We start from the raw sequence: 13,422 nt of genomic DNA, 5'->3' as shown, positions 1-13,422 counted from the left end.
CGGTGCCGGATCTGAAGAGCGAATAACAATTTCCCCCAAGCGGGTAGAATAGACGGAGAACGATTATGGCCAAAGGTAAATTCGAGCGTAACAAGCCTCACGTGAACATCGGCACGATTGGCCACGTCGACCATGGCAAGACGTCGCTGACGGCGGCGATCACCAAGTATTTTGGCGAATACAAGCGCTACGACCAGATCGACGCTGCCCCTGAAGAAAAGGCGCGCGGCATCACGATCTCGACGGCTCACGTCGAATACGAGACGGCCAACCGCCACTACGCTCACGTCGACTGCCCCGGCCACGCCGACTATGTGAAGAACATGATCACCGGCGCCGCGCAGATGGACGGCGCGATCCTGGTCGTGTCGGCTGCCGACGGCCCGATGCCGCAGACCCGCGAGCACATCCTGCTGGCCCGTCAGGTCGGCGTGCCGTCGATCGTGGTGTTCTTGAACAAGGTCGACCAGGTCGACGACGCCGAGCTGCTCGAACTGGTCGAGCTCGAGGTTCGCGAGCTTCTGACCAAGAACGAATTCCCCGGCGACGACATTCCGATCGTCAAGGGTTCGGCTCTGGCTGCTCTCGAAGACTCGGACAAGAAGATCGGTGAAGACGCGATCCGCGAGCTGATGGCTGCGGTCGATGCCTACATCCCGACGCCGGTCCGTCCGCTCGACAAGCCGTTCCTGATGCCGATCGAAGACGTGTTCTCGATCTCGGGCCGCGGCACGGTCGTGACCGGCCGCGTCGAGCGCGGCGTGGTCAAGGTCGGCGAGGAACTCGAGATCATCGGCATCCGTCCGACGACCAAGACGACCTGCACGGGCGTGGAAATGTTCCGCAAGCTGCTCGATCAGGGCCAGGCTGGCGACAACATCGGCGCGCTGCTGCGCGGCGTTGATCGTGAAGGTGTCGAGCGCGGCCAGGTTCTGGCCAAGCCGGGCACGGTGAAGCCGCACAAGAAGTTCGTGGCCGAAGCCTACATCCTGACCAAGGACGAAGGTGGCCGTCACACGCCGTTCTTCACCAACTACCGTCCGCAGTTCTACTTCCGCACGACCGACGTGACCGGCATCGTGTCGCTGCCGGAAGGCACCGAGATGGTGATGCCGGGCGACAACATCACGGTCGATGTCGAGCTGATCGTGCCGATCGCCATGGAAGAGAAGCTGCGCTTCGCTATCCGTGAAGGCGGCCGCACCGTCGGTGCCGGCATCGTCGTCACCATCAAAGAGTAATTTGGACTTAAACCGATCTGTCGCGGGCGCGGGAGTTGCCCGCGCCGCGCCAGAACAAGGAAGTGACGCATGAACGGACAGAATATCCGCATCCGCCTTAAGGCGTTTGACCACCGCGTGCTCGACGCCTCGACGAAGGAAATCGTGTCGACGGCCAAGCGTACCGGTGCAAACGTCCGCGGCCCCATTCCGCTGCCGACGCGGATCGAAAAGTTCACGGTCAACCGGTCGCCTCACGTCGACAAGAAGAGCCGCGAGCAGTTCGAGATGCGCACGCACAAGCGTCTGCTCGACATCGTCGATCCGACCCCGCAGACGGTCGATGCTTTGATGAAGCTCGATCTGGCCGCCGGCGTCGACGTCGAGATCAAGCTCTAAGGGAATGAGAGCGCGGTAAGGGGCGGTGCCCCTGGCCCGGAACTCTAAAGGAATTGAACCGATGCGTTCAGGTGTGATTGCAAAGAAGGTGGGAATGACCCGCATCTATAACGATGCCGGGGAACATGTTCCCGTCACCGTTCTCCTGATGGAGAACTGCCAGGTCGTGGCCCAGCGCACGCAAGAGAAGAATGGCTACACCGCCGTTCAGCTCGGCGTTGGCCTTGCCAAGGTGAAGAACACGTCGAAGGCGATGCGCGGCCATTTCGCGACCGCTTCCGTCGAGCCGAAGGCGAAGGTCGCCGAGTTCCGCGTCTCCGCCGACAACATGATCGATGTCGGCGCCGAGATCACCGTCGAGCACTTCGTCGCCGGCCAGAAGGTCGATGTGACGGGCACGACGATCGGCAAGGGCTTTCAGGGCGTCATCAAGCGCCACCACATGGGCGGTGGCCGTGCAACGCACGGTAACTCGGTTTCGCACCGTACGCACGGTTCGACCGGCCAGCGCCAGGACCCGGGCAAGGTGTTCAAGGGCAAGCATATGGCTGGCCACATGGGCGACACCCGCGTCACCACGCAGAATGTCGAGATCGTATCGACCGACGCCGACCGCGGCCTGATCCTGATCCGCGGTGCGGTTCCCGGATCGAAGGGCGCCTGGATCCTGGTCCGCGATGCGGCCAAGGTGGCACTGCCGGCCAATGCGCCGAAGCCTGCCGCGATCCGCGCCGTTGCTGCCGAAAGTGGCGCCAAGAACGAGGCTCCGGCCACAGAGGGAGCGGAATAATGGATCTCAAGATCACAACGCTGGGCGGCAAGGACGCCGGCAAGGTGGAACTCTCCGACGAGATTTTCGGCCTTGATCCGCGCGAAGACATCCTGCAGCGCGTCGTGCGCTGGCAGCTTGCCAAGAAGCAGCAGGGCACGCACAAGACCAAGGGTCGCGCCGAGATCGCGCGCACCGGCGCCAAGATGTACAAGCAGAAGGGTACGGGCCGCGCCCGTCACCATTCGGCACGCGCTCCGCAGTTCCGCGGCGGCGGCAAGGCCCACGGCCCGGTCGTTCGCAGCCACGAGCACGAACTGCCGAAGAAGGTTCGCGCTCTCGGCCTCAAGCATGCTCTCTCGGCCAAGGCCAAGAGCGCGTCGATCATCATCATCGACGAGCTGAAGCTGACCGAGGCCAAGACGAAGGCGCTGATCGCGAATTTTGCGACGCTGGGCCTGACCAATGCTTTGCTGATCGGCGGCGCCGAGCTTGACAAGAACTTCAAGCTGGCGGCGACGAACATCCCCAACATCGACGTGCTGCCCATCCAGGGCATCAACGTCTACGACATTCTGCGCCGCGGCACGCTGGTCCTTTCGAAGGCCGCCGTCGAGGCTCTCGAGGAGCGTTTTAAATGACCGACCTTCGTCATTACGACGTGATCGTCTCGCCGGCGATCACCGAAAAGTCGACCATGGCCTCCGAGCAGAACAAGGTCGTCTTCAACGTCGCCAAGAAGGCGTCGAAGCCGGAAATCAAGGCCGCCGTCGAAGCGCTGTTCGGCGTCAAGGTGATGGCCGTGAACACGCTTGTCCGCAAGGGCAAGATCAAGCGCTTCCGTGGCACGGTTGGCCGCCAGAGCGACGTCAAGAAGGCGGTTGTGACGCTGGCGGATGGCCAGTCGATCGACGTCGCGACGGGTCTCTGAGCAAGGCCGCGAGGACAGAACAATGGCACTGAAAAAATTCAACCCGGTAACGCCCAGCACCCGTCAGCTGGTCATCGTCGACCGCTCGGGCCTCTACAAGGGCAAGCCCGTGAAGGGTCTGACCGAAGGCCTGACCAAGTCGGGCGGCCGCAACAATCACGGTCGCATCACCGCCCGCTTCATCGGCGGTGGTCACAAGCGTTCGTACCGCATCATCGACTTCAAACGCCGCAAGTTCGACGTCGTCGGCACGGTCGAGCGCATTGAGTACGATCCGAACCGCACCGCCTTCATCGCGCTGATCAAGTATGACGATGGCGAGCTGTCCTACATCATCGCTCCGCAGCGTCTGGCTCCCGGCGACAAGATCGTGTCCGGTGAATCGGTCGACGTGAAGCCGGGCAATGCGATGCCGCTGGCTTCGATGCCGGTCGGCACCATCGTCCACAACATCGAGCTGAAGCCGGGCAAGGGCGCTCAGGTCGCCCGTTCGGCAGGTGGTTACGGTCAGCTGGTCGGTCGTGACCAGGGCATGGCGATCCTGCGCCTCAATTCGGGCGAGCAGCGTGTCGTTCACGGCTCCTGCATGGCCACTGTTGGCGCCGTGTCCAATCCGGACCACGGCAACATCAATGACGGCAAGGCCGGTCGCACGGTCTGGCGTGGCAAGCGCCCGCACAATCGCGGCGTGACCATGAACCCGGTCGACCATCCGCACGGCGGCGGCGAAGGCCGCACATCGGGTGGCCGCCATCCGGTTTCGCCCTGGGGCAAGCCGACCAAGGGCAAGAAGACGCGGTCCAACAAGGCGACCGACAAGTTCATCCTGCGCTCGCGCCATCAGCGCAAGAGCTAAGAAGAGGTAACGCCAAGTGACTCGTTCGATTTGGAAAGGCCCCTTCATTGACGGCTACCTTCTCAAGAAGGTGGACAAGGTTCGTGAAGGTGGTCGCAATGAGGTGATCAAGATGTGGAGCCGTCGCTCCACCATCCTGCCGCAGTTCGTCGGCTTCACCTTCGGTGTCTACAACGGCCAGAAGCATGTTCCCGTCTCGGTGAACGAGGACATGGTCGGTCACAAGTTCGGTGAATTCGCTCCGACCCGGACCTATTACGGTCACGGCGCGGATAAGAAGGCGAAGAGGAAATAATCATGGGCAAGGCCAAAGCTCCGCGCAGGCTTGCTGATAACGAAGCGCGCGCCGTATTGCGCACGATCCGTATCAGCCCGCAGAAGCTGAACCTGGTTGCCGCGCTGATCCGCGGCAAAAAGGTCGCGACAGCGCTTTCCGATCTCGAATTCTCGGCCAAGCGGATTTCCGGCACGGTCAAGAAGACGCTGGAATCGGCAATCGCCAACGCGGAAAACAACCACGACCTGGATGTCGATGCACTGATCGTGGCGGAAGCCTATGTCGGCAAGTCGATCGTCATGAAGCGGTTCCATGCCCGTGGCCGCGGTCGCGCCAGCCGTATCGAGAAGCCGTTCTCGCACCTCACGATCGTCGTTCGTGAAGTCGAAGAAAAAGGGGAGGCCGCATAATGGGCCAGAAAGTCAATCCGATCGGTCTTCGCCTCGGCATCAACCGCACCTGGGATTCGCGCTGGTTCGCGAACACCGGCGAGTACGGCAAGCTGCTGCATGAGGACATCAAGATCCGCAAGTATCTCGAGAAGGAGCTCAAGCAGGCTGCCATCTCGAAGGTCGTGATCGAGCGTCCGCACAAGAAGTGCCGCGTCACCATCCATGCCGCGCGCCCGGGTCTGATCATCGGCAAGAAGGGCGCCGACATCGAGAAGCTTCGCAAGAAGCTGATGGAGATGACGAAGTCCGAGACGCACCTCAACATCGTTGAAGTGCGCAAGCCGGAGATCGACGCGACCCTGGTCGCCCAGTCGATCGCCCAGCAGCTCGAGCGTCGTATCGCGTTCCGCCGCGCCATGAAGCGTGCCGTTCAGTCGGCGATGCGGCTTGGTGCCGAAGGCATCCGCATCAACTGCGCCGGCCGCCTCGGCGGCGCCGAGATCGCGCGCATGGAATGGTATCGCGAAGGCCGCGTGCCGCTGCATACGCTGCGTGCGGACGTCGACTACGGTACGGCCGAAGCGCACACGGCTTATGGCATCTGCGGCGTCAAGGTCTGGGTGTTCAAGGGCGAGATCCTTGAGCATGACCCGATGGCTTCGGAGCGTCGGGCCAGCGAAAGCGATGCAGCGCATGGCGGTGGTGGTGATCGCGAACGCGGTCGTCGTCGCGAAAACGCCTGAGACATTTAGGAATTTGGAGTTAGAACGATGCTGCAGCCAAAGCGCACAAAGTTCCGCAAGCAGTTCAAGGGCCGTATCCATGGTACCGCAAAGGGCGGCACCAACCTGGATTTCGGTGGTTTCGGGCTGAAGGCGCTTGAGCCGAACCGCGTCACCGCACGTGAGATCGAGGCGGCCCGCCGCGCGATCACCCGTGAAATGAAGCGCGCTGGTCGCGTCTGGATCCGTATTTTCCCGGACGTGCCGGTCACTTCGAAGCCGACCGAAGTCCGCATGGGTAAGGGCAAGGGCGCGGTCGATTACTGGGCGGCGCGCGTCAAGCCGGGCCGCATCATGTTCGAGATCGACGGCGTCAATGAAGAAACCGCCCGTGAGGCACTGCGTCTCGGCGCGGCCAAGCTCTCGGTCAAGACGCGCTTCGTGCAGCGCATCGCAGAATAAGGACGGGCTGATCATGAAAGCCGAAGACATCCGGACCAAGACCCAGGACCAGCTGACCGACGACCTGGCCAGCCTGAAGAAGGAGCAGTTCAACCTGCGCTTCCAGAAGGCCACCGGCCAGCTCGAGAAGACCGCGCGCGTGAGACAGGTTCGTAAGGACATTGCGCGTATCAAGACCATCGCTGCGGAAAAGTCCGCGGCTAAGAAGGCTTAAGGACGAAAACCATGCCAAAGCGCATTCTGCAGGGCACCGTCGTCAGCGACAAGAACGAGAAGACGGTTGTCGTCAAGGTCGAACGGCGCTTCACGCATCCCGTGATGAAGAAGACCGTGCGCATGACCAAGAAGTACAAGGCGCACGACGAGAACAACGCCCACAAGGTTGGCGATCAGGTGTTCATCCAGGAATCGAAGCCGATTTCCAAGGACAAGCGCTGGATCGTCGTGTCTTCGGACCAAGCCTGACCTCGGGCGTAAACAACGAATTTTGGACAGACCGGGGAGGGGCTTTGAGCCCATCCCGTTAGAAGAGAAGAAGGCGGCCAGTCATGATTCAGATGCAAACAAACCTCGACGTCGCGGATAATTCCGGCGCCCGTCGTGTCATGTGCATCAAGGTGCTGGGCGGCTCGAAGCGGAAATACGCTTCCGTGGGCGACATCATCGTGGTGTCGATCAAGGAAGCCATTCCGCGCGGCCGCGTGAAGAAGGGCGATGTGATGAAGGCGGTCGTGGTTCGCACGGCCAAGGACATTCGCCGCCCGGACGGCAGCGTGATCCGTTTCGACAAGAACGCGGCCGTTCTCGTCGACAACAAGAAAGAGCCGATCGGCACGCGTATCTTCGGACCGGTTCCGCGCGAACTCCGCGCCAAGAACCACATGAAGATCATCTCGCTCGCGCCTGAAGTGCTGTAAGGAGCCGGACCAATGCAAAAGATTAGAAAAGGCGACAAGGTCGTCGTGCTGGCCGGCAAGGACAAGGGCCGTTCGGGCGAAGTCCTCTCGGTACAGCCGAAGGAAGACACCGCGCTGGTGCGCGGCGTCAACATGATCCGCCGTCACCAGAAGCAGTCCCAGTCCCAAGAGGGCGGGATCATCACCAAGGAAGCGCCGATCCAGCTGTCGAACATCGCGCTGGCCGACCCCAAGGATGGCAAGCCGACCCGCGTCGGCTTCATCTTCCAGAAGGACGGCAAGAAGGTGCGCGTCGCCAGGCGCTCGGGAGAAGTCATCAATGGCTAAGGCTCAAACCACGAAGCCCAAGGCTGAAAGCAAACAGTCCAAGGCTCAGAACACGCCGCGCCTCAAGCAGGTCTACAACGAGACCATCCGCAAGGCGCTGCAGGAACAGTTCGGCTACGACAACGAGATGCAGGTTCCGCGCATCGACAAGATCGTGCTGAACATGGGCGTCGGCGAAGCGACCGCCGATTCGAAGAAGCCTTCGATCGCGGCCGAAGACCTGGCGATGATTGCCGGCCAGAAGGCCGTCGTCACCCGCGCCCGCAACTCGATCGCCGGCTTCAAGGTCCGCGAGAAGATGCCGATCGGCGCCAAGGTCACGTTGCGCAAGGAACGGATGTATGAGTTCCTCGACCGCCTCGTGAACATCGCGCTGCCGCGCGTCCGCGACTTTCGCGGACTGAATCCGAAGAGCTTCGATGGCCGTGGCAACTACGCCATGGGCATCAAGGAACACATCGTGTTCCCGGAGATCAACTACGACAAGGTTGATCAGATCTGGGGCATGGACGTCATCGTTTGTACGACTGCGAAGACGGACGACGAAGCCAGGGCATTGCTCAAGGCCTTCAACTTCCCCTTCCGCCAGTAACGGCAGCGAGAAAAGGAAAAATCTGAAATGGCAAAGACCAGCTCAGTCGAGAAGAACAACAGGCGCCGCAAGCTTGCCGACCAGTACGGTCCCAAGCGGGCTGCGCTCAAGGCGATCATCATGGATCAGTCCAAGCCGATGGAAGAGCGTTTCCGCGCTCAGCTCAAGCTTGCCGCCATGCCGCGCAACTCGGCCAAGATCCGCATCCGCAACCGCTGCGAAGTCACCGGCCGTCCGCGCGCCTACTATCGCAAGCTCAAAGTATCGCGCATCGCGCTTCGTGATCTCGGCAATAACGGCCAGATCCCGGGCCTGGTCAAGTCGAGCTGGTAAGGAGGACATAACATGTCATTGAGCGATCCTCTCGGCGATATGCTGACCCGCATCCGCAACGCGTATGGCCGCAAGAAGTCGAGCGTTTCGACGCCGGCGTCGCGTCTGCGCACCCGCGTCCTCGACGTGCTGAAGGCTGAAGGCTATATCCGCGATTACAGCCAGACCGACTTCGACAACGGCAAGTCCGAAATCGAGATCGAGCTGAAGTATTTCGACGGCGCGCCGGTCGTGCGCGAAATCGCCCGCGTTTCGAAGCCAGGCCGCCGCGTCTATGTTTCGGCCAAGTCGATCCCGCAGGTCGCAAACGGCCTCGGCATCGCCATCCTTTCGACACCGAAGGGCGTGATGGCCGACCATGAAGCACGTGAACAGAACGTCGGCGGTGAGATCCTCTGCCAGATCTTCTGATCTGACAGTTGACCGCAAAGTGGAATCCGGTCTTCGGATCGTTCCCGAAGACAGAGACCTGAAACAAGAGAAGTGACGAGGACAACAAAATGTCTCGTATTGGAAAGAAACCCGTTTCGCTGCCGCAGGGCGTGACCGCGACCGTCAACGGCCAGACCGTGACGGCGAAGGGCCCCAAGGGTGAGCTGAAGTTCGTGGTGAACGACGAAGTGCTGGTCAAGATGGAAGGCAGCGAGATCGCTGTCCAGCCGCGCGACCAGACCAAGACCGCCCGCTCCAAGTGGGGCATGTCGCGCACGCAGATCGTCAACATCCTGCAGGGCGTCAAGGACGGTTTCGAGAAGAAGCTCGAGATCACCGGCGTCGGCTATCGCGCGGCACTTCAGGGCAAGAACCTGCAGCTGGCGCTTGGCTTCAGCCATGACGTCGTCTATGAGACGCCGCAGGGCATCACCATCACCGTGCCGAAGCCGACTGAAATCACCGTGGCCGGCATCGACAAGCAGCAGGTCGGCCAGGTTGCGGCCGAGATCCGCGAGTATCGTGGTCCCGAGCCTTACAAGGGCAAGGGCGTCCGCTACGCCGGCGAGAAGATCGTCCGCAAGGAAGGCAAGAAGAAGTAGTAGGCCTGGCCTCGAGAAGTTGAAGACTTTTCGGAAAGGGCCAAGCCAAGAGTGTAACGCCGCGGGGAGCGGTCGCGGGAGGCGCTTTCGCCTACCGCATATGGCGGCCCCCGTTTTTTGAAGGCAAGGAAGACCATCATGGGTACCAAGGAATCCACGCAGCGCCGCGCGCAGCGCGTCCGTCGTCAGATCAAGAAGGTCGCCGGCGAGCGTCCGCGTCTGTCGGTCCACCGCACGTCGAAGAACATCTATGTGCAGGTCATCGACGACGCCAAGGGCCACACCATCGCCGCCGCTTCGACGCTCGAGAAGGACTTCAAGGGTTCGCTCAAGACCGGCGCCGACACCGCTGCCGCCACCGCGATCGGCAAGCTGATCGCCGAGCGCGCCACCAAGGCCGGCGTCAAGGAAGTCGTCTTCGACCGCGGCGCCTACATCTATCACGGCCGCGTCAAGGCGCTCGCCGAGGCTGCCCGCGAAGGTGGCTTGAGCTTCTAAGCATAGTCCCGAAAAGTTGCAGACTTTTCGGATAAAGATTATGCGAAGGAAATGATTTCGCCCCCGGTGACCGTTTCCCGATTTATTCGGGGCGAGGCACCGGATCTTATCAGCAACCGTGCTTCCGGAAAAAAACAAGGAACAGGATATGGCACAGGAACGTAGGGATGGCGGCCGCGGCCGCGATCGTGAAGAACGCGATGACGGCATGGTGGACAAGCTCGTCCACATCAACCGCGTCGCCAAGGTCGTCAAGGGCGGCCGTCGCTTCGGTTTTGCAGCACTCGTCGTCGTCGGCGACCAGAAGGGCCGCGTCGGCTTTGGTCACGGCAAGGCGCGCGAAGTGCCGGAAGCTATCCGCAAGGCAACTGAATCGGCTAAGCGCGACATGATTTTCGTGCCGCTGCGCTCGGGCCGTACGCTGCATCACGACGTCGAAGGACGCTGGGGTGCTGGACGCGTGCTGCTGCGCGCCGCCAAGCAAGGTACCGGCATCATCGCCGGTGGCCCGATGCGCGCTGTCTTCGAGACGCTCGGCATGCATGACGTGGTCGCCAAGTCGATGGGTTCGTCGAACCCCTACAACATGGTTCGCGCCACCTTCGACGCGCTGAAGAGCCAGATGCATCCCAAGGATGTGGCTGCTGCTCGCGGCATCAAGTATTCGACCCTTCAGGCCCGCCGCGGCACCGCCGTTGCGGCTGAAGAATAGTCGATCTGACCAGGGATTTTGACCATGGCCAAGAAAGCAACCAAGACCATCACCGTTGAGCAGATCGGTTCGCCGATCCGCCGTCCGAAGGAACAGCGCGCGACGCTGGTCGGCCTCGGCCTCAACAAGATGCACAAGCAGCGCACGCTGGAAGATACGCCCTCCGTGCGCGGCATGATCGCTGCCGTCCAGCATCTCGTCCGCGTCGTGGACGAGGGCTGAGCCAGAGCGCAGGAGAAGTCAGATGAAACTCAACGATCTGCGTGACAAGGACGGCGCGACGCACTCCAAGAAGCGTCTCGGCCGTGGTATCGGCTCCGGCTCCGGCAAGACCGGCGGTCGCGGCGTCAAGGGCCAGAAGGCGCGCTCCGGCGTCGCCATCAACGGCTTCGAGGGTGGCCAGATGCCGCTCTACCGGCGCCTGCCGAAGCGTGGCTTCAACAACATCTTCGCCAAGAGCTTCACCGTCGTGTCGCTGGCCCGCATCCAGGTGGCCGTCGACGCCAAGAAGCTCGACGCCAAGGCAACCGTGACGGCTGAATCGCTGGTTGCCGCCGGCGTCATCCGCCGCGTCAAGGACGGCGTGCGCATCCTCTCGGATGGCGAGATCAAGGCGAAGCTCGCCTTTGACGTCGCCGGCGCCTCCAAGGCCGCGATCGAGAAGATCGAAAAGGCCGGCGGTTCGGTCAAGCTGCCGCAGGAAAAGGCAGCTGCCGAGTAACGGCAATTTGAAGCGCGATCGGCAGGAGTGGGATCCGTTTTTGCTCACGATTTCGCTTTGATCTGCTCAACGAGGCGGCCGCGTCAACGCGGCCGCTTGCATGTTTAGAGCCCGGAGCTTATCTCGTGAGCTTCGGTGAAACGCGCCGCCTGACCTCAGGGCCATCAAGCGTTACCAAGCGGAGAATCAGGCATGGCTTCGGCTGCTGAACAATTAGCCTCGAATCTGAATTTCTCGGCCTTCGCCAAGGCGGAGGATTTGAAGAAGCGCATCTGGTTCACGATCGGCGCGCTGCTGGTTTATCGCCTCGGCACCTACATCCCGCTTCCCGGTATCAATCCCGACGCCTTCGCCCAGGCCTTCTCTTCGCAGAGCAAGGGCGTGCTCGGCATGTTCAACATGTTCGCCGGCGGCGCCGTGCAGCGCATGGCGATCTTTGCGCTCGGCATCATGCCTTACATCTCCGCCTCCATCATCATGCAGCTGATGACCTCGGTCATCCCGTCATTGGAAGCGCTGAAGAAGGAAGGCGAACAGGGCCGCAAGGTCATCAACCAGTACACGCGCTACGGCACCGTGCTGCTTGCGCTGGTCCAGGCCTATGGCATTTCTGTCGGGCTGGAAGGCGGCAACGGCATCGTCAGTGACCCCGGCATGTTCTTCCGCATCTCGACCGTCGTCACGCTGGTCGGCGGCACCATGTTCCTGATGTGGCTGGGCGAGCAGATCACCGCCCGCGGCATCGGCAACGGTATTTCGCTGATCATCTTCTCCGGCATCGTCGCCGGCCTGCCGCACGCCATCTCCGGCACGCTGGAGCTTGGCCGCACCGGCGCGCTGTCGACCGGCCTGATCCTGGCGATCATCGTGCTGGCTATCGTCGTCATTGCGCTCATCGTGTTCTTCGAGCGCGCCCAGCGCCGCTTGCTGATCCAGTATCCGAAGCGCCAGGTCGGCAACCGGATGTTCCAGGGCGATACCTCGCATCTGCCGCTGAAGCTCAACACGTCGGGCGTCATTCCGCCGATCTTTGCCTCGTCGCTGCTTTTGCTGCCGGCCACCGTCGCCGGCTTCTCGCAGACGACGAACCTGCCGGCGTGGGCAAGCACCGTGCTCGCCTCGCTCGGCCACGGCCAGCCGCTCTACATGCTGTTTTATGCGGCGATGATCGTGTTCTTCGCCTTCTTCTACACCGCGATTGTCTTCAACCCGAAGGACACCGCCGACCAGCTCAAGAAGCATTCGGGCTTCATCCCGGGCTATCGTCCGGGCGAGCGCACCGCCGATTATATCGATTACGTTCTCACCCGCATCACCGTCGTCGGCGCCATCTATCTGGTGCTGGTGTGCCTGCTGCCGGAGTTCCTGATCTCGGCGACTGGCGTACCGTTCTACCTTGGTGGCACATCGCTTCTGATCGTGGTCAGTGTCACGCTCGATACGGTTGCGCAGATTCAGGGTCACCTGATCGCGCACCAGTATGAAGGCCTGATCAAGAAGTCGAAGCTGCGCGGGGGGAAGAAAGCCAGATGAGGTTGATATTGCTTGGGCCGCCAGGAGCGGGCAAGGGGACGCAAGCACAAAGACTGGTAGAAAAACACGGCATACCCCAGCTCTCGACGGGCGACATGCTGCGTGCTGCCGTCCAGGCAGGCACCGAGGTTGGCAAGCGCGCCAAGGCGGTGATGGATGCCGGTGAACTGGTGTCCGACGCGATCGTCAACGCGATCGTCGCTGAGCGTATCGATCAGCCCGACTGCGCCAAGGGGTTCATCCTCGACGGCTATCCGCGGACCCTGGTGCAGGCGGATGCGGTCGAGCAGATGCTGTCGGATCGCTCCCAGGGGCTCGACGCCGTCATTGAACTCGTGGTCGACGACAAGGCCCTGGTTGGCCGGATCGTCAAACGCGCCGACGAGGCGCAGGCCGCCGGCCTTCCCGTTCGCAAGGACGACAATCCGACCGTGTTCGAAGAGCGCCTGAGGGAATACTACAAGAAGACGTCGCCGCTGATTGGCTACTACTATGCCAAGGGCAAGCTCCGCAGTGTCGACGGCATGGCCGATATCGACGCCGTGACGGAACAGATCGAAGCGGTGCTCAAGGACGCGGTGCGGGGAAATTAACGATTGCACTTGACGGAGGCGGTTCGCTGCGGTATGGCGGCCCGTCTTCCTATCAGGCATGAGCTTTGCTTGTCCGCAAGGGCAAGGCAGCCGCATTGAACTGGAAACTCCCGCATGGGCCGGCCTCCACCGGA

At 61.7% G+C, this 13,422-nt stretch carries 24 protein-coding genes; all 24 read left to right on the top strand.

The window, feature by feature from the left end:
* Nucleotides 1-65: 65 nt before the first annotated feature.
* The 24 genes from tuf to AC0L2D_RS29000 all read left to right on the top strand — a co-directional run bounded on the left by tuf (nucleotide 66) and on the right by AC0L2D_RS29000 (nucleotide 13,288).
* Entirely contained in the window at nucleotides 66-1,241 is a 1,176-nt protein-coding gene (tuf, locus tag AC0L2D_RS29115) for an elongation factor Tu (RefSeq protein ID WP_013531404.1), read from the top strand.
* A 69-nt stretch (nucleotides 1,242-1,310) separates the two neighbouring features.
* Nucleotides 1,311-1,619 carry a 30S ribosomal protein S10 gene (rpsJ, locus tag AC0L2D_RS29110; RefSeq protein WP_010909272.1) on the top strand — a complete coding sequence of 103 codons (309 nt, stop codon included), beginning with the start codon at nucleotides 1,311-1,313 and terminating at the stop codon, nucleotides 1,617-1,619.
* A 61-nt stretch (nucleotides 1,620-1,680) separates the two neighbouring features.
* Nucleotides 1,681-2,409, top strand: coding sequence for a 50S ribosomal protein L3 (rplC, locus tag AC0L2D_RS29105; RefSeq protein ID WP_013531422.1), 729 nt, complete (start codon nucleotides 1,681-1,683; stop codon nucleotides 2,407-2,409).
* Nucleotides 2,409-3,029 (top strand): 50S ribosomal protein L4, encoded by a 621-nt coding sequence (rplD, locus tag AC0L2D_RS29100; protein WP_013531423.1) that lies wholly within the window; start codon nucleotides 2,409-2,411, stop codon nucleotides 3,027-3,029. The genes rplC and rplD overlap by 1 nt, the downstream gene beginning before the upstream one ends.
* The gene (locus AC0L2D_RS29095; protein ID WP_013531424.1) at nucleotides 3,026-3,319 is read left to right on the top strand and encodes a 50S ribosomal protein L23; all 294 of its coding nucleotides are present in this window, start codon (nucleotides 3,026-3,028) and stop codon (nucleotides 3,317-3,319) included. Before rplD ends, AC0L2D_RS29095 begins: the two co-directional genes overlap by 4 nt.
* A 22-nt stretch (nucleotides 3,320-3,341) precedes the next feature.
* Entirely contained in the window at nucleotides 3,342-4,175 is an 834-nt protein-coding gene (gene rplB / locus AC0L2D_RS29090) for a 50S ribosomal protein L2 (protein ID WP_024505067.1), read from the top strand.
* Between the two features lie 16 nt (nucleotides 4,176-4,191).
* On the top strand, nucleotides 4,192-4,470 hold the full coding sequence (rpsS, locus tag AC0L2D_RS29085) for a 30S ribosomal protein S19 (RefSeq protein WP_006205463.1): 279 nt from the start codon (nucleotides 4,192-4,194) through the stop codon (nucleotides 4,468-4,470).
* 2 nt (nucleotides 4,471-4,472) lie between these two features.
* Nucleotides 4,473-4,862 (top strand): 50S ribosomal protein L22, encoded by a 390-nt coding sequence (gene rplV / locus AC0L2D_RS29080; RefSeq protein ID WP_006205462.1) that lies wholly within the window; start codon nucleotides 4,473-4,475, stop codon nucleotides 4,860-4,862.
* Entirely contained in the window at nucleotides 4,862-5,587 is a 726-nt protein-coding gene (gene rpsC / locus AC0L2D_RS29075) for a 30S ribosomal protein S3 (RefSeq protein WP_013531426.1), read from the top strand. Before rplV ends, rpsC begins: the two co-directional genes overlap by 1 nt.
* 27 nt (nucleotides 5,588-5,614) lie before the next feature.
* Nucleotides 5,615-6,028, top strand: a complete 414-nt coding sequence (rplP, locus tag AC0L2D_RS29070) for a 50S ribosomal protein L16 (RefSeq protein WP_013531427.1) — start codon at nucleotides 5,615-5,617, stop codon at nucleotides 6,026-6,028.
* 13 nt (nucleotides 6,029-6,041) lie between these two features.
* Nucleotides 6,042-6,242, top strand: coding sequence for a 50S ribosomal protein L29 (gene rpmC / locus AC0L2D_RS29065; RefSeq protein WP_006205459.1), 201 nt, complete (start codon nucleotides 6,042-6,044; stop codon nucleotides 6,240-6,242).
* A gap of 11 nt (nucleotides 6,243-6,253) precedes the next feature.
* On the top strand, nucleotides 6,254-6,493 hold the full coding sequence (gene rpsQ, locus AC0L2D_RS29060) for a 30S ribosomal protein S17 (protein WP_010909280.1): 240 nt from the start codon (nucleotides 6,254-6,256) through the stop codon (nucleotides 6,491-6,493).
* 83 nt (nucleotides 6,494-6,576) lie between these two features.
* Nucleotides 6,577-6,945, top strand: coding sequence for a 50S ribosomal protein L14 (gene rplN / locus AC0L2D_RS29055; protein ID WP_006205457.1), 369 nt, complete (start codon nucleotides 6,577-6,579; stop codon nucleotides 6,943-6,945).
* A gap of 12 nt (nucleotides 6,946-6,957) precedes the next feature.
* Nucleotides 6,958-7,272: a 50S ribosomal protein L24 gene (gene rplX / locus AC0L2D_RS29050; RefSeq protein ID WP_473543634.1), complete on the top strand. Its 315-nt coding sequence runs from the start codon at nucleotides 6,958-6,960 to the stop codon at nucleotides 7,270-7,272.
* Nucleotides 7,265-7,864, top strand: a complete 600-nt coding sequence (gene rplE, locus AC0L2D_RS29045; protein ID WP_013531429.1) for a 50S ribosomal protein L5 — start codon at nucleotides 7,265-7,267, stop codon at nucleotides 7,862-7,864. Before rplX ends, rplE begins: the two co-directional genes overlap by 8 nt.
* A 27-nt stretch (nucleotides 7,865-7,891) precedes the next feature.
* Entirely contained in the window at nucleotides 7,892-8,197 is a 306-nt protein-coding gene (gene rpsN, locus AC0L2D_RS29040) for a 30S ribosomal protein S14 (RefSeq protein WP_013895695.1), read from the top strand.
* A 12-nt stretch (nucleotides 8,198-8,209) separates the two neighbouring features.
* The gene (gene rpsH, locus AC0L2D_RS29035) at nucleotides 8,210-8,608 is read left to right on the top strand and encodes a 30S ribosomal protein S8 (protein WP_013531431.1); all 399 of its coding nucleotides are present in this window, start codon (nucleotides 8,210-8,212) and stop codon (nucleotides 8,606-8,608) included.
* Nucleotides 8,609-8,697: 89 nt separating this feature from the next.
* Nucleotides 8,698-9,231 carry a 50S ribosomal protein L6 gene (gene rplF / locus AC0L2D_RS29030; RefSeq protein WP_013531432.1) on the top strand — a complete coding sequence of 178 codons (534 nt, stop codon included), beginning with the start codon at nucleotides 8,698-8,700 and terminating at the stop codon, nucleotides 9,229-9,231.
* A gap of 138 nt (nucleotides 9,232-9,369) precedes the next feature.
* The gene (rplR, locus tag AC0L2D_RS29025) at nucleotides 9,370-9,729 is read left to right on the top strand and encodes a 50S ribosomal protein L18 (protein ID WP_013531433.1); all 360 of its coding nucleotides are present in this window, start codon (nucleotides 9,370-9,372) and stop codon (nucleotides 9,727-9,729) included.
* 148 nt (nucleotides 9,730-9,877) lie between these two features.
* Nucleotides 9,878-10,441: a 30S ribosomal protein S5 gene (gene rpsE / locus AC0L2D_RS29020; RefSeq protein WP_006333394.1), complete on the top strand. Its 564-nt coding sequence runs from the start codon at nucleotides 9,878-9,880 to the stop codon at nucleotides 10,439-10,441.
* A gap of 24 nt (nucleotides 10,442-10,465) precedes the next feature.
* Nucleotides 10,466-10,663 (top strand): 50S ribosomal protein L30, encoded by a 198-nt coding sequence (rpmD, locus tag AC0L2D_RS29015; protein WP_006205449.1) that lies wholly within the window; start codon nucleotides 10,466-10,468, stop codon nucleotides 10,661-10,663.
* A gap of 22 nt (nucleotides 10,664-10,685) precedes the next feature.
* Nucleotides 10,686-11,162 carry a 50S ribosomal protein L15 gene (rplO, locus tag AC0L2D_RS29010; RefSeq protein ID WP_473543631.1) on the top strand — a complete coding sequence of 159 codons (477 nt, stop codon included), beginning with the start codon at nucleotides 10,686-10,688 and terminating at the stop codon, nucleotides 11,160-11,162.
* Nucleotides 11,163-11,354: 192 nt separating this feature from the next.
* A complete protein-coding gene (secY, locus tag AC0L2D_RS29005; protein WP_013531435.1) occupies nucleotides 11,355-12,695 on the top strand; it encodes a preprotein translocase subunit SecY in 1,341 nt (446 codons plus the stop codon).
* Entirely contained in the window at nucleotides 12,692-13,288 is a 597-nt protein-coding gene (locus AC0L2D_RS29000) for an adenylate kinase (protein WP_013531436.1), read from the top strand. The genes secY and AC0L2D_RS29000 overlap by 4 nt, the downstream gene beginning before the upstream one ends.
* The last annotated feature ends 134 nt before the right edge of the window (nucleotides 13,289-13,422 follow it).

Source organism: Mesorhizobium sp. WSM4833, assembly GCF_055811095.1.
Note: the sequence above shows the minus strand (reverse complement) of the source record. Positions and strands in the feature narration are given on the sequence as shown.